We start from the raw sequence: 20,372 nt of genomic DNA, 5'->3' as shown, positions 1-20,372 counted from the left end.
AATAATAGCATATTACCCGCATGTTTGTAAAAAAAACATCACGGGAACTGCTTTAATTATCAAAAAGTAGGCTTACAGACTCCTCTTCATAGACGCGAACGATGGCCTGTGCCATGAGCTCGCCCACTGAAAGCTCTACAATTTTACTGCTTTTCTTTTCTTCAGGCAACTGTATGGAGTTCGTTACTACCAGTTCCTTGATGACCGATTCTTCGATCCTCGAAATTGCGGGGCCGGATAGTACCGCATGCGTACAGCACGCATAAACTTCTTTCGCACCTTTATCAAGAAGAGCCTGGGCTGCAAGCTTCATTGTACCGCCAGTATCGATGATATCATCGATGATGATCGCAGTACGGCCTTCGATTTCACCTACAATATTCATCACCTCTGCCACGTTCGGCATTGGGCGGCGTTTATCAATAATGGCGATTGGCGTCTTTAGACGATCTGCCATCTTGCGGGCACGTGTTACCCCACCATGATCCGGAGAGACAACGACAACCTCATCAAAATTGAATGACTTGTTTTCCTGGAAGTAATCACTCAGAATCGGTACCCCCATAAGGTGGTCGATCGGAATATCGAAGAAGCCCTGAAGTTGCGGTGCATGAAGGTCGAGAGAAATCACACGATCTGCTCCAGCCGTCTCTATCAAGTTGGCAACAAGCTTCGCAGTGATCGGCTCACGCGAGCGGCTCTTCCTATCTTGACGAGCATAGCCATAATAAGGCATTACGATATTGATTGTAGCAGCAGAAGCACGCTTCAATGCATCTATCATGATCAATAGCTCCATCAAGTGTTCGTTGACCGGCTGACTTGTTGGCTGGACAACGAACACATCACACCCACGCACACTCTCTTCTATGTTGATCTGAACCTCTTCGTCAGAAAATCTCTTAACCTGACACTTTCCGAGAGGAATTCCGATATGTTCTGCAATTTCTCTTGCGAGTGGTTCGTTTGCCTGTAGAGAGAAAAGGCGTAGGTTTGAATTTTTATAGTGATTGCTAGAAGCTAACATGTTCTTCCTCCATTAATTATCTTTTTTATAGTATCCGTCTTTTGTCGTCTGCCTGTTCCTAGCAATCGCCAGGCTATCCTCAGGCACCTCTTCTGTAATTGTGGAACCCGCAGCTATGAAAGATCGGTCACCTACTTTGACAGGTGCTACAAGATTAGAATTGCACCCGATAAATGCATCTTGCCCGATTTCCGTTCTGAATTTGTTCTTACCATCGTAGTTTACAGTTATGGTACCGCAACCGATATTGGACCGGGCACCAATAAAAGCATCCCCGATATAGCTGAGGTGGGAGACTTTGGATTCATTTTCAAGTGTGGCTTTCTTGATTTCAACAAAGTTTCCGATTTTCACTTCTTCCCCAAGTTCCGATTCCGGTCTCAGTTGGGCAAATGGTCCGACCTTTGTCCCTCTACCTACTTTCGACGATGTCACAACAGACTGTCTGATCTCAACATCATCACCTATGATGGAGTCCTTTATTTCTGATCCTGACGAGATTATTGCATTTTTGCCGATTTCGGTTCTGCCGCGGAGGATTGCACCTGGATAGATGATTGTATCACTACCGATGACAACCGATTTGTCGATGTATGTTACATCAGGATCGATCAGCGTTACACCATTCTGCATATGCAGTGTATTGATACGCTTTCTCATCACCGACTCGGCATGGGCTAAAGCAACCTTGTCATTGATACCAAGAGTTTCTTCAAAGTCAGGCGTTACGTAAGCTTCCACTCGCGCCCGTTGTTCACGAAGAATGGAGATGACATCCGGGAGATAGTATTCGTTTTGGACATTATTGTTATCCACCTGCTCAAGTGCCTCAAATAATGTACGATTATCGAAAATAAAAGTTCCTGAGCTAACCTCTTTGATTTCACGTTCCAGATCAGTCGCATCTTTCTCCTCAACGATACGTTTGACTGAACCATTCTCTTTTCTCACTATCCGACCATAGCCGAGGGGCATCTGTGTACGCGAAGACAAAATAGTGGCTTTCGATCCAGTTTCAAGGTGATAGTTCATGAATGCCTGCATCGTCGTTTCACTTATAAGCGGTGTATCTCCGCATACGACCATTGTATGGCCGTCCTTATCCTGAAGCGAATCCTGCCACTGACGCACTGCATGCGCTGTCCCAAGCTGTTCTTCCTGGATCGTCGTATGTATACTGTCGCCCAGATAGCTGCTGACTGTTTCAGACCCATGTCCAAGAACCGCGTAGATATCTGAAATACCGGCTTCTCTCAAATTGCCAATGACGTGCTGGATCATCGGTGTACCACATACCTCATGCAGTACCTTGTATTTCTCGGACTTCATCCGTGTACCTTTTCCGGCTGCAAGGATAATTGCTCTCGTCTGCATAGTTTACCTCCATTTTATAGCTATCCTCAATTATATTTTAGAAATGTGGGAGTTTCAAGTTGTAAGCGGATACATTAATAAAGTTGTTGATCGCAAAAAACCCACAAAGCATATGCTTTGCGGGTTGATACTATCTATCTTCTCTCATACCATTTTGTTCTGACTGATGGTACTCCTCATCCTCGCGACTGACAGCGTCCTTTGTAGGATCGACAATCGTTTCTGACGTATCAGGTGCCTCTTCTATTTGTGGCTCAGGATCTTCTGTCTCTTCGTAGACTCGCATCACTTCTTGTTGTACATGCTGACGCATATCGGAGTGGATTGGGTGGGCAATATCTCTAAATTCCCCATCAGGCGTCCTTTTGCTCGGCATTGCTACGAATAATCCGTTATTTCCCTCGATGACCCTAAGGTCATGGATGACGAATGCATCTTCAAACGTAATTGATGCCAGTGCCTTCATTCTAGTATCTTGGTTATTTACTTTCCGCAGTCTAACATCTGTTATTTTCATCGTATGTTCCCCCAATAATAGTTATTGTTGGATCGTATGTGTACTGCTTCAGTCAACCAATCTATTCGTTCGTTTCAGATGCAATCACTTCAATCTCGACTCTTACATCTTTAGGTAAACGACTGACTTCTACACATGATCTTGCTGGTAGTTTACCCGTAAAATACTCACCGTAAACTTCATTGATCAGTGGGAAATCATTCATATCGCTGATGAAAATCGTTGTTTTGACAATGTTCCCGTAATCCAGATTCGCTGCCTCAAGAACATGCCCGACATTCTTCATAACTTGTGTAGTCTGTTCCTGTACATCGTCCGAGACGATTTCACCCTCTAGATTCAGCGGAATCTGACCCGATGAATAGAACATGCTACCTACTTTCATACCATGGCTGTATGGTCCGAGTGCTTCTGGTGCTTTTGAAGAATTAATGGCTTCCATTAGTATAGGACTCCTTCTGACTTGTAGAATTTTATTTTTCGTTCCCATTCTCAATATACTCTAAACAATTACCCTCTTCCACTAGGAAGGATTGATTGAATTCATCGATTTCCGAAACCTTCAACAATGAAGTGTAATCGTTGAAACGACGGTTTTCTACTTGTTTCGCTTCGACCAACACACTGACCCCAACCACTTCTGCAGAGAATTCCTCCATTAGATTAATCACACCTGTTATCGAACCACCAGCGCGCAGGAAGTCATCCACGACTAGAACTTTGGACCCTTCTTTTAGCGTACGCTTCGATAGGACCATTGTCTCTATCTTGCGCGTCGAACCTGATACGTAATTGACGGAGACGGTGGAACCTTCTGTCACCTTATTGTCTTTACGGATGACAGCTACTGGTACATTTAGTTTTCTGGCCACTGCATTTGCGAATGAAATACCTTTAGTCGCGATTGTGACGACCGCATCAATCGTCTCATCACCATACATTGTTGCTATTAATTCCCCGATATCATTCATCAGATGGGGGTTGCCCATGATATCCGACATGTAGAGGTAACCGCCAGGAAGAAGACGCTCCTTCATCTTCAGCACTTCCATGAAATGGCTGACAATCTCTTCAGCTCGCTCATAACTGATTTTCGGCTGAAATGTAACACCGCCTCCTGCGCCTGCTGTTGTCTGTACAGTGCCGATACCTTCATTTTCAAAGACGTCCTTGATGATACGGATGTCCTCGCTGATTGATGATTTCGCTTGCGTAAACTTGTCTACGAAATATGTAAGTGGAATCAGCTGATTCGGATGGGAAGTGAGGTGTTGGGTCATGAAAACCAACCGTTCACTGCGTTTGAATTTCATAAAATAACTCCTGATACCGTATTTAATACAGTGATTTTACCATAAAAGTTCGGTTTTCAGCAATCACCCAAGCAATCTTACTTTATAAACTTCGTGACAACAGCCTTTAATTGCATTGTAGAGTTGGGTCGCCTGCCGCTCCTTATGGGTGAATCCAAAAACTGTAGGACCACTCCCACTCATCATCGCACCATCTGCGCCATTGTCGAGCATCGTATCAATGAGCTTTTTGACATCTGGATGCTTTTTCATAGTCACTTCCTGAAGATCATTCTTCATCAGCTTCATCATCATCTGGTAGTTGCCAGCTTCAATTGCTTCAACCATATTTTCTGAAGCTGGTCTGTTCTTCCCAGGTTGTAAAGCTTGATAAATGGTTTTTGTCGACACATTCACTTTTGGCTTGGCTAAAACCACCCAGGCGTTCGGAGGTTTACATAGGTGCTCGATTCTTTCACCTCTGCCAGTTGCCAGTGCTGTTCCACCATATACACAAAAAGGAATATCGGAACCGAGCTGACCAGACAGTTCGGCCAGCTCTCCGATATCAATACCAAGGTCATACAGTTCATTGATACCCCTGAATGTGGCCGCTGCATCTGCCGAGCCTCCTGCAAGCCCTGCGGCAATAGGGATATTCTTTTCTATTACGATAGTGACCCCTGTATCGATGCTGTACCTGCGAATCATCAGGGCTGCAGCCTGATAGGCTAGATTGCGACGATCGGAAGGTACATACTGATGCTCCGTCTCGATGACGATTTTCTTATCATTTCGCTTCTCAAATGAGAGCTGATCATTCAGATCGACAGTCGTCATGACCATGTTCACTTCATGATAGCCGTCTTCTCTTTTGAAAAGTGTATCCAATGTCAAATTGATTTTTGCTGGTGCAGTTTCAAAATGCATACTTTCACATCCATTATACGGTCATTTTTGTATCATTTTATCATAAATTGGAACGATACAATATGACTTTGGGACATCTATTTCTTCTCATCACTCATACGTTTTCTGAAACTCCAAACAACGTATAGGAAACTGACAAGTGTCCATGCGACAAGAATGACCGGAGGAACAGCTATTTCACCTTCGTGAATAGCGATATTTTGGTAGATTGGAAGATAGTCGGCGATTCTTCTTGCTAGGTGTTCCGGGTCCTGTACAATCAGTTCTATCATTGGTGTAAACCCAAATATGAACATTACGGGAAGAAGGTAAACACTCGTTGTAGCTACACTATCTACAGTGAGCCCTACTGCAATACCTATGTTGAGGAAAAACAGCCCCAACAAGATTAAACCAGCTAGCACAGCCGGAGACCACTCAAACCCTGTATTCATCAGGATGAAAGAAACAATGAGTGAACCTACCGTCATCAAAACGACAACGAGGCTTTTACCAACTAGAATATCCATCATCGAAGCTGGCGACTGCACTAGCCCTCTCAATGTATTTTTCTCATTCTCTTCTGCCATCATTGCCATAATTCCACTACACAATATTCCCGCAAAAGCAACGCCGACCACCAGATATACAATCATTGGTGGAAGCACCTCCTCCCCCATGCGGGAATATATAAATGCTAGAAAAATGGGTAGTAGTATTGTCGTGAAAAGCATCATATTACGTGTAAATTCTTTTATATCTTTCTCGAAGATCGCCATAATTCTTCCTGCATTCATATTAGACAAGCTCCTTTCCAGTCACTTTTTTAAATACCTCACCGAGCGTCGGGTAGTCACTTTTCATATTGACCACATTTGCATCGAACATTGCGGCTTCTAACTGTGCTTTGTTTTCAAGATTCAAAGCAATCTGTTTTGTCGTACCATCGTTATATGTGATATGCATAGCGTTACTCCTGTAAGACTGCCTCAAAGCATCGGGCGAGCCATCATCAATGATGACGCCATCGTTTAGAAACGCCACTGTATCGCAAAGCTTCGTTGCTTCATCCATATTATGCGTTGTCAGCATGATTGTCGTTCCCCTCGATTTGATCTTAAGCAACATAGTATGAATACTCTCTGTTGTAACGGGATCGAGTGCACTTGTAGGCTCATCGAGGAAAAGTATTTCAGGTTCGTGCAAGACCGCTTTACATAAAAGTATGCGTTGCTTCATACCTTTTGACAAATCCTTTACACGTTTGTTGATATGGCTTTCAAGACCCACTTCTTTTAAGACCTGATCCACTTTTTTCTGTTCCGTGCCATAAAGTTTCCTGAACAAAGTCAGATTATCCTTTACAGTAAGACGTTCATAAAGGGAACTATTGTCAGAAAGTATACCGAGAGATCTGACGTAGTCCGATTTTTTAAATGCTTCGTGAGAGTAGCCGAGCACCTCAACTTGTCCTGCTGTCGGTTCCAGTTCTCCTGTGAGTATTTTAATTGTCGTTGTTTTACCTGAGCCGCTTGGTCCGAGCAGCCCAAATATTTCTCCTTGAGCTACTTTAAAGGAAATGCCCTTCAACGCTTTTTCGTTATTAAAATGCTTTTCCAACGCTTTTACACTTATTCCAGTTTTCATAAATTAAGCCTCCGTTTCTAGGATGTCTCCACTCTAGAACCGGAGGCTGGATACTGCGATGTATTTAAGATGAGACGTCGCTATGATGCTATGAAATGTATAAAATCATCAATAAGCAACTCGGTCATCCGATGAAACGTACTTCTGTTGGTGCAAAGTGTACTAGTGAAGGATGAGCAGTTCTTGAATTTCATTATATTTTGCTCTAGACAACGGAATTTTTGTCTTATCAGGGTTATCTATGACAATCGAATATGTATTTTTCGACCAGTTGATGATTTCCTTCACCTTTTTCAGATTGACGATATAGGATCGATGACACCTGTAGAAACCGTAATCCCTTAGTCTATTCTCAGTTTCTGTCATATTCCCTTCTATAGCGAACTTTTCCCGGGAAATATTTATATAGACCTTACCTTCATTACTTTCCATGTACTCAATATCCTCTAGATCCACGAAAACTGTTTTATCTTCCATCTTCGCCTTTATTCGGTTAAAAGCACTATGTGGTTGGACGGTTGGTTCCTCGGTTTCCAACGTCTTGAGCCCCTGATTGTTGAGTTTTGATATGTTCTGGGAAATGACCAACGCATCTTCCGTGCTATGTGTGATAACCATAATGCTCTTGCCCATCTGCTTCATCTGTTCGATTACACGGTGAAAAATATGTATATTTTCAATGGTTGCCCCGTATAATGGATTGACTGCCAACACAAGTTTTTGATTGGACATCATAGCTTGAACATAAGCCATTCTCTGAGCGATTTCATCGCTACATTTTCGAAGCCTCATCTTTTGAAAAGACTCCAGATTAAACTGCTTCAAAATAGAATCGATGTCCATTTTGCTACCATACCATTTGTTGAAAAATTTAAGGTGTTCTCGCACTGTCAGACGCACATAGTTTTGAGTTGAACTTTCTAGATGAAAAATTGTTGATGAATGCTCGGTTAGCTCCGTAATCTTCTGGAGATATTCGATAGGCATTTGAATAACGGTTAAATCTTCCTCGCCAAATCTTATGTATTGATCACTCTTTTCACCTATTACTTCTGATACTTTAATTTCTTTCATGGTTAACACCTCATCGCCCTATATTCATTTCTTATTATATTACACTTACTGAGCCATTGCTTCATGCCGAATAAAATATAGGATCTGATCAAATAATTTGAAATTCCCAAAATTTACTTTAATATATATAAAGCAAGTTACTTTTAAATACTATATATGCATTATCTAATCGACGGATATCGGAGGAATAACTTATGGTTAAAATAGGGATCATTACAGGTAGTACAAGACCGGCGCGTGTAAATCTTCAAGTCGCAGAATGGGTGAAAACATTTGCGGAAAACCTCAAGCTCGATGCACAATTTGAAATCATCGATATAATGGAATATGATTTTCCAATGTTTAGCGAAGACCTTCCACCAATAATGGCAAATAAGCAGTATTCTACAGACGAGATCAATGCGTGGTCTAGAAAGATAGATGAGATGGACGGCTTTATCTTCATTACACCTGAATATAACAAAAGTATTACAGCTTCTCTCAAAAATGCAATTGATTACATTGGTCCAGAATGGGCGAATAAAGCGGCTGGAATCGTCGGTTATGGCTCTACCCTTGCTGTAGCGGCGACATTATCACTTCGTCAGATTCTTTCCAACTTGAATATCGCTACTGTAACGCCATTTGGTGCATTCAGTCTCTTCAATGACTTTGAAAACATGAAGACGTTTAGACCATCAGATATACACCATGCAACTATCGAAAACGTTGTTACAATGACAGTCAAATGGTCAAAAGGTCTCAAAACTATACGGTAAGAAAAAAACAAGGAACAGGCAGTTATCTGTCTGTTCCTTGTTGATACAAAAAGGCTACTATCCTGAGGATAGTAGCCACCGTTCGATTATTGGATTACAAATGCTTCTCTCTGTTCATTATAGAATGTCACTTCAACGTTAGATGTCAATACGTCAGTATATGTATATGACACTCTTTCAAAGCTGTGTTCCTCCTGATCGAGTTCTACGACGAAGACAGAAGGATATGTCTCTCTCAGAATACCTCGTCGTTCAACCAACTTCTTGCGTCCTCCATTTGCACGGAGTAAAACTGGACAACCCAATTGACAATCAAGAATTTTTTTGATGTCGACTAAAGTTTTTGGCATTTGACCCACCTCACTATTCACAGTATAGCAAGTTTACATAATTCTGTCAAAATTCCCCGTAAATTCTGTCACTTCTACTATATCTCAGCCAGCTTCAAATCAGGCGTAGCTTTGACCTCTCGATATATTTTCGCAAAATCTTCGATAGAGAGACTCTCTCCACGCCTCCTTGGGTCAATACCTGCTTTTTCAAGCATCTGGTGGAGCGCTTCCTTCTTCTCTTTCCCCTCTTCAAAGATGCTCGAATAGTTGTTGAGTATCGTTTTCCTCCTCTGACCAAATGCTCCTCTTGTCAGTTTGAAAAACAATGGCTCGTCTTCAACATCTACTTTCGGCTTCTTGCGACGCACCATCTCAACAATGATAGAATCTACGTTTGGGGGTGGCATGAAGACAGATTTAGGTACGTTCTGAACAACACGTGCTTCTGTATAATAGTCGATGGCAATGGAGAGCGATCCATATGCTTTACTGTTTGGACGAGCACTAATCCGTTCTCCAACCTCCTTTTGCATCATGACATAGTAACGTTGGATGGGCAGGTTCTGCTCGAGGAAATGCATCAGTATCGGTGTAGTAATGTAGTAAGGTAGATTGGCTACAACAATCACTTCCTCGCAATCCGACAACGATTCGGAGATGGTTGTTGCGACATCCGCTTCCAATATATCCGCATTTACTACCTCAACGTTATCGTATGGAGATAATGTATCTTGAAGTACAGGAACTAGGCGCTGATCTATTTCAAATGCAACAACCTTTCTAGCACGTTTTGCAAGTTGTTCTGTAAGGGAGCCGATTCCTGGCCCGACTTCGATGATACCCGTTCGGTCTGTAATATTCGCCTTGTCCAGGACTTCTCGGATTACGTTCAGATCCACCAGAAAATTCTGTCCCAGACTTTTCTTGAAGGTAAATCCGTGTTCACTCAATATTTGTTTTGTTCTGCCAACCGTTGCAATATCCTTCATTCTATTCACCTTTTAGTTCATTTAATGTCTGTTCGATTCGCTCGTGCGAAATACTGTAGCGGTTCAGCTTCTTCCGCAGCTGCCCTGCATTTGCATAGCCAATATTCAACCGGTCACATAAGTATGTCCTGCGATTGGAAGCTTCCCTGTTCCCGGATAGGCGCCATCTTACCATATCCTGTATGGTGATATTCTCCTCATAACGGGAAACGCTCGTATATACCTTGGACAGACTATCTACGATATCCTCAACAGATGCGTGCTCTATACCAATACCACCATTTTTGCCTTTTGCTTTTTCACGTGGCATGAAAGCTTCTTTAATGTCAGGAAAACGCTCAATTATTGTATTTCTTATTTTTTGGCCCGGGTAGTCTGGGTCTGTAAATATGATGGCGCCACGCGTAGATAGTGCCACTTCGATTTCGCGCATCACCGTCTCATTAATGGCAGATCCGTTAGTCTCAATTGTTTCACAGGAAACAGCTTCATTCAGACGTCTTGTATCGTCCTTGCCTTCAACTACAATGATTTCCTTAACTATAGGTTTTTCCATTCATGCACCTCATTTTTATCATATCATACTTTTAATATAAAAAATGAAATCACCGTAATGACGGTGATTTCATTCCTATATCTTAAAGAGTGCCCGGGCATTTTCTGTCGTCTGTTTCGCCAAATGCTCATAGGGTATTTCTCGAAGTTCTGCTATTTTCTCTGCAACAAGCTTTACAAGAGCAGGCTCATTTCTCTTCCCTCGATACGGATGAGGAGTCAAAAACGGCGCGTCTGTTTCGACAAGCAACCTGTCGATTGGTACATGTTTGGCGATTTCCTTTGGATCTTTAGCGTTCTTGAATGTAACGGGACCTCCTAGGGAAATATGGAAACTCATCTCAATCACTTCGTCTGCAACGTCTGGTGTTCCACTAAAAGCATGCATGATACCGCCAATTTCCTCGGCACCTTCTTCTTTTAGTATATCGACACAATCCCGAGTCGCTTCACGATTATGGATAATAATCGGTAGGTTCACTCGCTTTGCGAGAGCAATCTGCTTTCTAAAGACCTCTTTTTGGATATTCTTAGGCGACTTATCCCAATGATAGTCGAGGCCTGTTTCGCCAATACCAACTATTTTTTCATGAGCAGATAGCTTTTCGATCCATTTGAGATCTTCATCAGTACAGTCCACCGCATCCACCGGATGCCAGCCAATGACCCCATAGATATTATCGTATTTATCAATCAGTGTCATAGTTCGTTCAATCGTTTTCCGATCGAAACCTACAACGACCATCTTGTCGATGCCAGACTCTGCCGCTCGATTGAGGACTGCTTCTAGATCTTCATCGTACTGGTCAGCATTCAGGTGTACATGTGTGTCTATCAGCATAATACTCCTCCTCTATTTGACTATACTGCCATTTTCAATACCATTTGGCACTGAGATCAATGTGAGACGTTTACCCATTTCCGCCGTCAGTATCATTCCCTCCGACATCTCTCCTCTGAGCTTCACAGGCTCAAGGTTCGTCACTACAAGCACTTTTTTACCGACGATGTCTTCTGGTTCGTATGCTTCGCGTATACCCGAGACAATCTGTCTTTTTTCTTCACCGAGATCCACCTGAATCTTAAGCAATTTGTCGGCTTTCTTGATGCCTTCTGCGTGGATGACTGTCGCAACTTTGATTTCGACTTTATTGAAATCATCAATTGTAATCTTTTCGGATACCACTTCCTCGACTTCCTCTGGTGGGGCATCCGGTGTCATTAAGTCTTTTAGATGAGTGACTTCAGCTTCCACATCAAGACGTGGATAAATCGGCTCAGGCTTTGCAATCATCCTACCTGTCGTACTGATACTGCCATAAGTCATGATAGACTCAAATGTCTGAAGGTCTGCATCTGTCACATTCATCTGTCTGAAGATCTCGTTCGGCCCATGAGTCAGATAAGGTTTCAGAAGAACCGCAACGATACGGATATTCTCAGCCAAGTGCACCATGACGTTACCGAGTGCCTGTTGTTTCTCCTGATCCTTAGCAAGTACCCAAGGGGCCGTTTCATCTATATACTTATTCGTACGGCTGACAATGGTCCATACTGCTCTAAGCGACTTGCTGAATTCTGTCTCTTCCATACTTTCTTCATAAAGTTTGATATTTTCCTGGACCGTCTGTTCGAGGTCTTTATCAAATTCCGTTTCATGACCCGTATATTTTGGCAGTTCACCATCAAGATATTTATTGATCATGGAAATAGTACGATTGACCAGATTCCCGAGATCATTGGCAAGGTCAAAATTTGTCCGATCAACAAATGCTTCCGGCGTAAAGACGCCATCAGAACCAAATGGTACCTCGCGCATCAAGTAGTAGCGAAGGGCATCGAGTCCGTATCGCTCAACAACCGTTTCAGGGTAGATAACGTTACCTTTTGACTTCGACATCTTGCCATCTTTCATCACCAACCAGCCATGGCCGAGTATTTTCTTCGGCAGAGGGAGATCAAGCGCCATCAGCATGATTGGCCAATAGATGGCATGGAAACGTACAATTTCCTTACCTATCATGTGGGTATCCGCCGGCCAGTACTTCTGGAAAAGCTGATCATCATCTGTGCCATAGCCTAAGGCAGTAATATAGTTACATAGTGCATCTATCCATACGTAGACGACGTGCTCAGGGTCGGACTCGACAGATATGCCCCAATCGAATGTTGTCCGGGAAACTGCGAGATCCTCAAGTCCTGGACGGATGAAGTTGTTAAGCATCTCATTCTTACGGGACTCTGGCTGGATGAAGCCAGGATTATCTTGGTAGAACTTTTCAAGACGGTCTGCATATTTACTCATTCTAAAGAAGTAACTTTTTTCTTTTACAAGTTCCACTTCATGTCCGCTTGGCGCTACGCCACCAATCATTTTGCCTGCTTCATCTCGGTACACAATATCGAGTTGAGTTTCTGTGAAGAATTCCTCATCCTCAACGGAATACCAGCCTTCATACTCACCAAGATATATATCACCCTGCTCATAGAGCTTGCTGAAAATCTTCTGAATTGCCGCCTTGTGATCCGGACTTGTTGTACGGATGAACTGATCGTTAGTAATTTCTAAGAGTGACCATAGGTTCTGCATATATGCAGCCATTTCATCCACATAATCCTGAGGAGATATCCCCATTTTTTCCGCTTTTTGTTCTATTTTCTGACCGTGCTCGTCGGCACCAGTCAGATAGTAGACATCAAAGCCGCGCATGCGTTTGTACCTAGCCATGACATCACATGCAATAGTTGTATAGGCGTTGCCGATATGCAGTTTTCCACTCGGGTAATATATCGGTGTGGTGATATAATAAGTTGGTTTTTCCATGCTCTTCCTCCTATTTGTTCATTTACTAAATATAACGAATTTAAGGCAGATTTTCAATAATATCGGTTGTTTATGTTGGCGTAAGAAGAGGCAATGTGCTATAATCAGCAGGAACTCAACAGAAGGAACATATGTGTTCATTGACATAAAACGTTCTTTATGTTAAGTCATGTTTCAACCGATTCATTTTGGGTAAGCAATCTAAGTACCGATTTTCCCCTCTTCATGATATCTTCTGAAGACATAGATAGAGAGATGGAATAGGTCATGTGGATGAATGAAAATTTGGAGGGATTCTTTATGAAATCAACTGGAATTGTACGTAAGGTGGATGAACTTGGTCGGGTAGTCATCCCAATAGAACTCAGACGCGTGCTTGATATCGAAGTTAAAGATGCACTTGAAATATATACTGATGACGACACAATCATACTGAAGAAATACAAACCACAGATGACATGTGCTGTTACCGGAGATGTCTCCGAACAAAATATGCGCCTCGCAGACGGACGCATCATTCTAAGTCAAGAAGGTGCAGAAAAACTGATTGAAGAACTCCAATCAAAAATGGACAAATAAAAATAAGCGGTATATACCGCTTATTTTTTTGTTTCATGAAATTCATCATATACGTCCTGCTTTTTCAAATCTCGAACCTCCGCCACTTTCTTTATTGCTTGTTTTGGCGTCATACCTTCTTTTATCAGAGCTTCCACATGTTCTGTGACCGGGATGTCGAACTCGATGGCTTCTGCTTGTGCCCCTTCGATAACAACCACAAACTCTCCCTTTAATGGGATTTCATGACCCAAAAGTTGGAGCATCTCATCGGCCGGACGTCTGACGTGTTGCTCGAATTTCTTAGTAATCTCCCGCGATATACTAACCATCCTACCGCCATCAATATTTACGATTGCAGTCAGTGTATCCATAATCTTGTGAGGAGATTCATACAGGACGGATGTCTGTTCATAAGACATTATTTCTTGGATCTTTTTCCGGCGTTTTGCATTTGCTTTGGGTAGAAAACCAAAATAGGTGAATTCATAGGACGGAATGCCGCTTGCGACAAGAGCAAGCGTAAAAGCAGAGCCCGATGGGATGATGGAGTATTTCAAGCCAGCATCCTGCATCTTAGAAACAAGCTCGAAACCAGGATCGGAAATAACTGGCATGCCGGCATCTGTTACGAGGGCGAAAGTCCTTCCATCTTGCATCTCCTCAATGATTCCGTCTTCTACTCCCCCTTTATTGAAATCGTGATAGGCTCTGAGTGGTGTGTCAATATCGAAATGGGTCGTCAGCTTGCGTGTGGTACGTGTATCTTCACATAGTATGACATCGACATTCCTTAATGTTTCAATCGCTCGGTAAGTCATATCATCCAGATTACCGAGTGGTGTGCCTGTGATATACAGTTTCATTTACATCTCTCCTGATTAATGCCAATTTCTGCTGCCTAGTCAACCTCTTGATTTCATATTCACGTTTCAGTGCCTCACTTTTTGTCTCGTATGACTCCGAATGTACAAGATGGACCGGCCCCCGATTTCTAGTATACTTGGCTCCATTTCCACTGTTATGCTTGGCGATGCGTGCTTTGATATCTTTAGCATAACCGGTATATAGTGTATTATCTGCGCATCTTATAATATATACGTAGTGCTCATCCATAGTAGACTGTCATCATTTCTTTTGTATATTTGCCTTCAGAGTCATATATGTACAGTGGTTTCAAGACGTCCGCATAGGCCTGGCTATTGAATATTGCTTCTACTAGAACAAATAATGCCGTAGCAGAAGACTGGTCGTTGTAAACGTACTGCACTCTTCTGATGCGAAAACCGGCATTGAACATTTCATTCGCCACTTCCATGCTACGCTCTGCACGATGTACCATATACAATCGGCCTTTGTTCTTGATAAGAAAACGCGCCGCTTCTACCACACCCTTTAGATCAATATGTATCTCATGACGCGCGATACTATGCGGTCCTTTATTTTTTATGGGTTGGTTATTGGTAAAATAGGGTGGATTCACTGTGACGATATCAAAAGTCGAATGCGTATGTATTTTCTTTATATTTCTGATATCTCCTTGCGCTATAGTAATCTGTTGCTCCTTATGGTTCATCCGAATACTGCGCGCTGCCATATCGACAAGTTCCGGCTGGAGCTCGAGACCCATGATGGGGAGTTCAGTACGATGGGACAACAACAGTGGAATGATTCCGTTGCCTGAACATAGATCGATAATCGTGTGGTCCCTCTTTAGGAAGCGTGTAAAGTTTGCAAGTAGCAGTGCATCGACCGAAAACGAAAACACTTCACTGCTCTGAATAATCTGCATAGACTCCCGGAACAATTCGTCTACACGTTCTCCTTCTCTTAACATATATTCACCCTCAATAAATAAGACGGCCGAGGCCGCCTATTTGTTCCTATGTTGAAGGAATCCCTGGCAAAACAGACAGTCCTCTCCATGCCGATGTGTTCCAAAATGGATACTACACACATGAAATCCTTCATCATATAGATTGTTTAATGTATTCTGCTTGAATGATTTTGCTTTCTCCGACTCTTCTTTTACCAGAAGCTGTTCATAGTTCTCCTTTTCCATCTGTAGACTGACATTCTCTTCTACCAGACGGACCGACAGTTCCTTTAAAGTCTGAAGCTCATCGTACATATGATTCATGTCCGCTTCCATCTTGCTGATGTGCGTGAACAGTCTCTCGCGATCCATTATTACACCTCGCCCACTGCATTCAGTTCATCACAATGATATTCCCGGATATAGTCATCTTTGTACTTCACCTTGACGACAAGATCAAGTATATTCATACCGATGACTACAGCACGCCCATCCGGAGTATCGATTGTTTGGCCGACGTCAGGCATCTTTTCACGCGCATCTTCATAGTACTCGTCTTCATAATTCAAACAACACATCAGACGACCACATGCACCTGAGATCTTCGTCGGGCTAAGAGAAAGATCCTGATTCTTCGCCATTTGAATACTAACAGGTACGAAGTCACCCAGAAAAGTAGAGCAGCAGTGTGCACGCCCGCATGGACCAATTCCCCCCAAGTATTTTGCTTCATCTCTCACACCAATCTGACGAAGCTCAATACGTGTTTTGAAACGGTTTGCGAGCGTACGTACAAGACTTCTGAAATCTACACGCTCATCTGCAGTGAAATTGAAAATCAACTTCTTACGATCTAGCGTATATTTTGCATTGACCAGCTGCATATCGAGTTTTTCCTGTACCACAGCTTCCTTACAAAAACGCAGGGATTCTTTTGCCATATTGTCATTCTTATGGAACGTCTCCACATCTCCATCTGTAGCAGTGCGGATAAATCTGCCATCCGGCTCTACGATGTTATCTTCAGGAACTTTATAGTTGGCCTTCACAACACGTAGCATTTCATACCCACGTTTTGTCTCTGCAACGATGTAGTCATCGCGTTCCACATTAGTTTCTTTCATTTCTATATATAAGTTATCAAAAAAGTCGAGTTGGGTCGCTGTGATGAGTTCTATCATATTGTTCAACCTTTCGAGCAGATGACCATGCTTTCGAATACAAGCATCGGGTGCACATTTGACTGGAGTAGACGATTTGCTGTCTGTACTTCTTCCAGCATGCGCGACAGTCGTTCAAGACGCTGCCCTGCTACTGTTTTATTCACTTCGTCACCAAACGGCCTAAAGTCCTCGAGTTCCAGTAGTTCATGCATGCATTGTCTCACGTAACCGTCGATTATCTGCAATAGCAGTGCATGATCTTTCCTACTCTGCCCGAGATCAAGCATCGGCTTGAGTTCAATTAAAACGAGTGGATGATTACCAAGCCACTTCGCCGAAAATTCCATGGCTGTCTGCCTCAACTCCGAAAACGAAGAACCAAGTTCCCTGACGTGCTCGGCGTTCAAAGCTAATATATCCACAGTATTCAATTCCGCTTGACTTAGACCGTCGAGTGTTTTGATGCGGTCATCGCGTTCCCCTTTGATGTGGATGTGCTGTGCTCTTGAATGAATGGTGGGAAGAATGCTGCTTTTATCAATTGTAAGCAGGATTGCGATTGTCTTCTCGGGCGGATCTTCAAGAAATTTGAGCACACTGTTTTCTGCTTGTGGTGTTAGTTTTTCAAAAGCTTCAATTACATAAACTTTGTATTCCGATTCTGTCGGTTTACGGTTCATTCTTCTAACAAGATCTTCAACAGCTTCTTTCTTAATGCTTGTTTCCTGTGTCTCGAGATAGAAGAAGTCAGGATGATTCCCTTCTGAAATGAGCATTTCATTTCTTCCATTATTACCAAGAATATTTAACGCGAAGTATCTGCTATAGCGCTTCAATGTTTCTATTGCATCGCCTTCAAACATATAAGTATGGCTCAAGCGGCCATTTTCAATAATTCTGTTCAATTGGTTTTCCACACCGCTATTTTCAGCTTTCATCACCAATTGCACTTAGAATCTTTCAAATTGTTCGATAGGCAGGACGAATACTGTCGCGCCGCCCACTTCTACTTCCACGGGGTAAGGAATATAAGAATCTGCATTCCCACCCATTGGGGTTACCGGAGCAACCGTCTGTTCCCTGTTGCCACATGTTTCGTCGATCACTTTGAGCAACTCATCTACACGTGCATCTTCTAGACCACACAGGAAAGTCGTATTGCCTGCTCTCAAGAAACCACCTGTTGAAGCAAGTTTCGTACTTCTAAAGTTGTTCTTTGTTAATCGATCAGACAATCTCTGACTGTCATGATCCTGTACAATTGCAATTACCATTTTCATGACTGATTCACCTCTTGATTCAAGTATTGGTTAATTATCTCTATTGCATCTTTCATCACCTTTTCCGGTGATTGACTTGCATCTATAATTTTGATTCTATCTGGATAATTTTCTGATAATTCATTATACCCTGAAACAACCGATTTATGAAAGTCTATTTTTTCGGCATCCAACCTGTTATGATCTCTTTGATTGCTAGAAATTCGATCGAGACCAATTTCTGGATCCAGCTTTAGGTATAGTGTTAAATCGGGCATATGGTCCTCTATCGCAAAGCGGTTAATTTGCATTACTGCTTCAGTCCCTATGCCCCGAGCATACCCTTGATAGGCAATAGAACTGTCTATGAAGCGGTCACACAGAACAATTTTACCGGCTTCAAGTGAAGGTATGACCTTCTCTATGAGGTGCTGGCGCCTGGAAGCTGCGAACAGCAATGCTTCAGTCCGTCCATCCATATCGTTACCCTCAGCCAGTAGGATTTCCCTAATCATCTCGCTGATTCCTATCCCCCCCGGCTCACGCGTCATGATAACTTCATGCGACTTTGAAAGCTGTGTGTGGACCTTGGAGATGAGTGTTGTCTTACCTGAACCCTCCGGACCTTCAAATGTTATGAAATAACTCATTAGTCATCCTCATTCTTGTAGTGTTCTAAATTTGCTTTTACACCTTCTATTCTAACATGATTATTTAGGTAATGCGCAATGGATTTGACAGCACTCGAGGTAATCCGCTCCCCTTCGTGTACAAGTGGTACACCGGGAGGATAAGGTATGATGCTCTGTACACAAACACGGTTCTCCAAAAAATCAATGGAAACTTCTATAGTGACTGATGTACTCTCAGTGATATTCATTGTACAAATACGTTCCAGTAGTAAACGAAACGGGAATCGGTCGTTGTCATGAAAAAGCGGCAAGCAGAAAAGTACACCTTCGTCTCCCCACATCTCTGGATAGATACCTTGCGCAATAAAGCACTCCGCTAGGGATCGCGGGGTAATTACAGGATGAAATAGTAGAAGCTTAGCAGGGTCAGCCTGCATCCTTACTTCAATATTTCTTTCTTTAAGCACTTCAATCAACTTTTCCCTTTTATGAAAAAACTTTTCAGCATTGTAATCGTTATAGAACCCATGCGCTTGTTCAATCGAAGCCATTACAAGATACGAAGGGCTCGATGTTTCAAAGTAATCGATATATTTCATAATACTTTGGTAGATTAACCGATCTCTTACAAAAATTACCGAAGCCATGGTCAATGCTGGAAGCATCTTATGGTAGGACTGGATAGTCACATCGGACTGGTAATTCATCGATGATGTTGGAAAACCTTCGGCAATATCAAAGTGTGCACCATGAGCCTCATCTGTAATAACTATTCCACCAAGTGAATGCACATGGTGAATAATACTTTCAATGTTGAAGCATTCGCCTATATATGTGGGATATGTTATCAACAAAACATCATCTGTAGTAAAAGAAAAAAAGACACATTCTTCGATTGTTACACTTATATAATCAACTCCAGCAAGTTCCAGGGCATGGTAAATCGACTTGTGGGCACCTTCTGCAATAATGAAACGTTTATGACTTTTCGATATCGCATAGATTGCAGCAAGTAAGCCATTGGTAGTGCCATTGACCATCATTTGTGCCGTGTATCCATCATATTTCTTACTAAGCTCACCATTCAAACGTTCCAGTACACCATTCGGTTCATGAAGATCATCAAGTCCTTCAATTTCCGTCATATCATACCGCCAATCGATTCTTGGTAAATATCCAATGGTATTGTTTTTATGACCCGGTACATGCATAGATATACTCTCTTCATCGATCATTGCAGTCAGTTTACGATATAGCTGCATTGTTCCACCACTATCTTTCTTGATCTTATTTCTTCCTATTATAATGAATAAAAACAATAAACCAAAATCTTATGTCAAAGTACAAAAAAAGGACTCCTTATAAAAGGAATCCTTTTTCTATGTAATTGCCCGGCGGCGTCCTACTCTCACGGGACGTCAGTCCAACTACCATCGGCGCTGGAGAGCTTAACTGCTGTGTTCGGCATGGGAACAGGTGGGGCCTCTCCGCCAGTGCCACCGGACAATATGAAATTGAAAGTACATCGGTAACGCCGCTGGTGCGGCGTACTGACCGGCTAAATGCTGAAGCATTCAACCGCGCATGCACATTCAAAACCGGATAGAAACAATGCGCTGCGCAGAAAACCCACACGGTTTTCATTA

General features: G+C 42.5%; 25 protein-coding genes and 1 rRNA gene. 2 read left to right on the top strand and 24 right to left on the bottom strand.

The features are described 5' to 3' along the window. Positions 1 to 52 precede the first annotated feature (52 nt). The 9 genes from ACFOJ8_RS00130 to ACFOJ8_RS00090 all read right to left on the bottom strand — a co-directional run bounded on the left by ACFOJ8_RS00130 (position 53) and on the right by ACFOJ8_RS00090 (position 7,840). Entirely contained in the window at positions 53 to 1,027 is a 975-nt protein-coding gene (locus ACFOJ8_RS00130) for a ribose-phosphate diphosphokinase (protein ID WP_380651034.1), read from the bottom strand. 12 nt (positions 1,028 to 1,039) lie between these two features. Further along, on the bottom strand, positions 1,040 to 2,401 hold the full coding sequence (gene glmU, locus ACFOJ8_RS00125; RefSeq protein ID WP_380651031.1) for a bifunctional UDP-N-acetylglucosamine diphosphorylase/glucosamine-1-phosphate N-acetyltransferase GlmU: 1,362 nt from the start codon (positions 2,399 to 2,401) through the stop codon (positions 1,040 to 1,042). A gap of 130 nt (positions 2,402 to 2,531) precedes the next feature. Continuing rightward, positions 2,532 to 2,918 (bottom strand): septation regulator SpoVG, encoded by a 387-nt coding sequence (spoVG, locus tag ACFOJ8_RS00120; protein ID WP_380651029.1) that lies wholly within the window; start codon positions 2,916 to 2,918, stop codon positions 2,532 to 2,534. Between the two features lie 61 nt (positions 2,919 to 2,979). Beyond that, entirely contained in the window at positions 2,980 to 3,360 is a 381-nt protein-coding gene (locus ACFOJ8_RS00115) for a RidA family protein (protein ID WP_380651027.1), read from the bottom strand. 31 nt (positions 3,361 to 3,391) lie between these two features. Further along, complete coding sequence (gene purR / locus ACFOJ8_RS00110) at positions 3,392 to 4,231, bottom strand: pur operon repressor (RefSeq protein WP_380651024.1); 840 nt, start codon at positions 4,229 to 4,231, stop codon at positions 3,392 to 3,394. A 63-nt stretch (positions 4,232 to 4,294) separates the two neighbouring features. Beyond that, positions 4,295 to 5,140 carry a 4-(cytidine 5'-diphospho)-2-C-methyl-D-erythritol kinase gene (ispE, locus tag ACFOJ8_RS00105; protein ID WP_380651021.1) on the bottom strand — a complete coding sequence of 282 codons (846 nt, stop codon included), beginning with the start codon at positions 5,138 to 5,140 and terminating at the stop codon, positions 4,295 to 4,297. Positions 5,141 to 5,217: 77 nt separating this feature from the next. After that, entirely contained in the window at positions 5,218 to 5,916 is a 699-nt protein-coding gene (locus tag ACFOJ8_RS00100) for an ABC transporter permease (protein ID WP_380651018.1), read from the bottom strand. A 1-nt stretch (position 5,917) separates the two neighbouring features. Then, a complete protein-coding gene (locus ACFOJ8_RS00095) occupies positions 5,918 to 6,766 on the bottom strand; it encodes an ABC transporter ATP-binding protein (protein WP_380651015.1) in 849 nt (282 codons plus the stop codon). A gap of 162 nt (positions 6,767 to 6,928) precedes the next feature. Further along, positions 6,929 to 7,840 (bottom strand): LytTR family transcriptional regulator DNA-binding domain-containing protein, encoded by a 912-nt coding sequence (locus tag ACFOJ8_RS00090; protein WP_380651012.1) that lies wholly within the window; start codon positions 7,838 to 7,840, stop codon positions 6,929 to 6,931. A gap of 194 nt (positions 7,841 to 8,034) precedes the next feature. Here ACFOJ8_RS00090 and ACFOJ8_RS00085 point away from each other — a divergent pair, with 194 nt between their 5' ends. Continuing rightward, positions 8,035 to 8,598 carry an NADPH-dependent FMN reductase gene (locus ACFOJ8_RS00085; RefSeq protein WP_380651010.1) on the top strand — a complete coding sequence of 188 codons (564 nt, stop codon included), beginning with the start codon at positions 8,035 to 8,037 and terminating at the stop codon, positions 8,596 to 8,598. 86 nt (positions 8,599 to 8,684) lie between these two features. Here the strand turns inward: ACFOJ8_RS00085 and ACFOJ8_RS00080 are convergent, their stop codons facing one another. From ACFOJ8_RS00080 to metG, 5 genes are all read right to left on the bottom strand, one after another. Then, positions 8,685 to 8,948 carry a Veg family protein gene (locus tag ACFOJ8_RS00080; protein ID WP_380651007.1) on the bottom strand — a complete coding sequence of 88 codons (264 nt, stop codon included), beginning with the start codon at positions 8,946 to 8,948 and terminating at the stop codon, positions 8,685 to 8,687. A gap of 77 nt (positions 8,949 to 9,025) precedes the next feature. Continuing rightward, the gene (gene rsmA, locus ACFOJ8_RS00075; RefSeq protein WP_380651004.1) at positions 9,026 to 9,919 is read right to left on the bottom strand and encodes a 16S rRNA (adenine(1518)-N(6)/adenine(1519)-N(6))-dimethyltransferase RsmA; all 894 of its coding nucleotides are present in this window, start codon (positions 9,917 to 9,919) and stop codon (positions 9,026 to 9,028) included. A 1-nt stretch (position 9,920) separates the two neighbouring features. After that, entirely contained in the window at positions 9,921 to 10,475 is a 555-nt protein-coding gene (rnmV, locus tag ACFOJ8_RS00070) for a ribonuclease M5 (RefSeq protein ID WP_380651001.1), read from the bottom strand. Positions 10,476 to 10,550: 75 nt separating this feature from the next. Then, positions 10,551 to 11,315, bottom strand: a complete 765-nt coding sequence (locus ACFOJ8_RS00065) for a TatD family hydrolase (RefSeq protein ID WP_380650998.1) — start codon at positions 11,313 to 11,315, stop codon at positions 10,551 to 10,553. A 12-nt stretch (positions 11,316 to 11,327) separates the two neighbouring features. Beyond that, the gene (gene metG / locus ACFOJ8_RS00060; protein WP_380650995.1) at positions 11,328 to 13,298 is read right to left on the bottom strand and encodes a methionine--tRNA ligase; all 1,971 of its coding nucleotides are present in this window, start codon (positions 13,296 to 13,298) and stop codon (positions 11,328 to 11,330) included. A 300-nt stretch (positions 13,299 to 13,598) separates the two neighbouring features. On the opposite strand from metG, the gene ACFOJ8_RS00055 reads away from it, so the two are divergent. Beyond that, entirely contained in the window at positions 13,599 to 13,877 is a 279-nt protein-coding gene (locus ACFOJ8_RS00055; RefSeq protein WP_380650992.1) for an AbrB/MazE/SpoVT family DNA-binding domain-containing protein, read from the top strand. Between the two features lie 20 nt (positions 13,878 to 13,897). Here ACFOJ8_RS00055 and rsmI read toward each other — a convergent pair whose 3' ends face one another. The 10 genes from rsmI to rrf form a co-directional block, all read right to left on the bottom strand. Beyond that, entirely contained in the window at positions 13,898 to 14,722 is an 825-nt protein-coding gene (gene rsmI / locus ACFOJ8_RS00050; protein WP_380650989.1) for a 16S rRNA (cytidine(1402)-2'-O)-methyltransferase, read from the bottom strand. After that, positions 14,688 to 14,972 (bottom strand): GIY-YIG nuclease family protein, encoded by a 285-nt coding sequence (locus tag ACFOJ8_RS00045; RefSeq protein WP_380650986.1) that lies wholly within the window; start codon positions 14,970 to 14,972, stop codon positions 14,688 to 14,690. The genes rsmI and ACFOJ8_RS00045 overlap by 35 nt, the downstream gene beginning before the upstream one ends. Beyond that, positions 14,965 to 15,693: a tRNA1(Val) (adenine(37)-N6)-methyltransferase gene (locus ACFOJ8_RS00040; protein ID WP_380650983.1), complete on the bottom strand. Its 729-nt coding sequence runs from the start codon at positions 15,691 to 15,693 to the stop codon at positions 14,965 to 14,967. The genes ACFOJ8_RS00045 and ACFOJ8_RS00040 overlap by 8 nt, the downstream gene beginning before the upstream one ends. A 36-nt stretch (positions 15,694 to 15,729) precedes the next feature. Beyond that, entirely contained in the window at positions 15,730 to 16,044 is a 315-nt protein-coding gene (locus tag ACFOJ8_RS00035) for an initiation-control protein YabA (protein ID WP_380650980.1), read from the bottom strand. 2 nt (positions 16,045 to 16,046) lie between these two features. Then, complete coding sequence (locus tag ACFOJ8_RS00030) at positions 16,047 to 16,853, bottom strand: PSP1 domain-containing protein (protein WP_380650977.1); 807 nt, start codon at positions 16,851 to 16,853, stop codon at positions 16,047 to 16,049. A gap of 5 nt (positions 16,854 to 16,858) precedes the next feature. Beyond that, on the bottom strand, positions 16,859 to 17,773 hold the full coding sequence (locus tag ACFOJ8_RS00025) for a hypothetical protein (RefSeq protein WP_380659865.1): 915 nt from the start codon (positions 17,771 to 17,773) through the stop codon (positions 16,859 to 16,861). 12 nt (positions 17,774 to 17,785) lie between these two features. Next, on the bottom strand, positions 17,786 to 18,115 hold the full coding sequence (locus ACFOJ8_RS00020; protein WP_380650972.1) for a cyclic-di-AMP receptor: 330 nt from the start codon (positions 18,113 to 18,115) through the stop codon (positions 17,786 to 17,788). Beyond that, complete coding sequence (tmk, locus tag ACFOJ8_RS00015; RefSeq protein WP_380650970.1) at positions 18,112 to 18,744, bottom strand: dTMP kinase; 633 nt, start codon at positions 18,742 to 18,744, stop codon at positions 18,112 to 18,114. Before tmk ends, ACFOJ8_RS00020 begins: the two co-directional genes overlap by 4 nt. Next, entirely contained in the window at positions 18,744 to 19,988 is a 1,245-nt protein-coding gene (locus ACFOJ8_RS00010; protein ID WP_380650967.1) for an Orn/Lys/Arg family decarboxylase, read from the bottom strand. Before ACFOJ8_RS00010 ends, tmk begins: the two co-directional genes overlap by 1 nt. A gap of 127 nt (positions 19,989 to 20,115) precedes the next feature. After that, a 5S ribosomal RNA gene (gene rrf, locus ACFOJ8_RS00005) occupies positions 20,116 to 20,230 on the bottom strand. Positions 20,231 to 20,372: the final 142 nt, after the last annotated feature.

Origin of the sequence: Salinicoccus sesuvii (genome assembly GCF_042648145.1) — a bacterium.
Taxonomy (GTDB): Bacteria; Bacillota; Bacilli; order Staphylococcales; family Salinicoccaceae; genus Salinicoccus; species Salinicoccus sesuvii.
The sequence above is the reverse complement of the archived record's forward strand: the minus strand, read 5'-3'. Positions and strand labels throughout refer to the sequence as shown.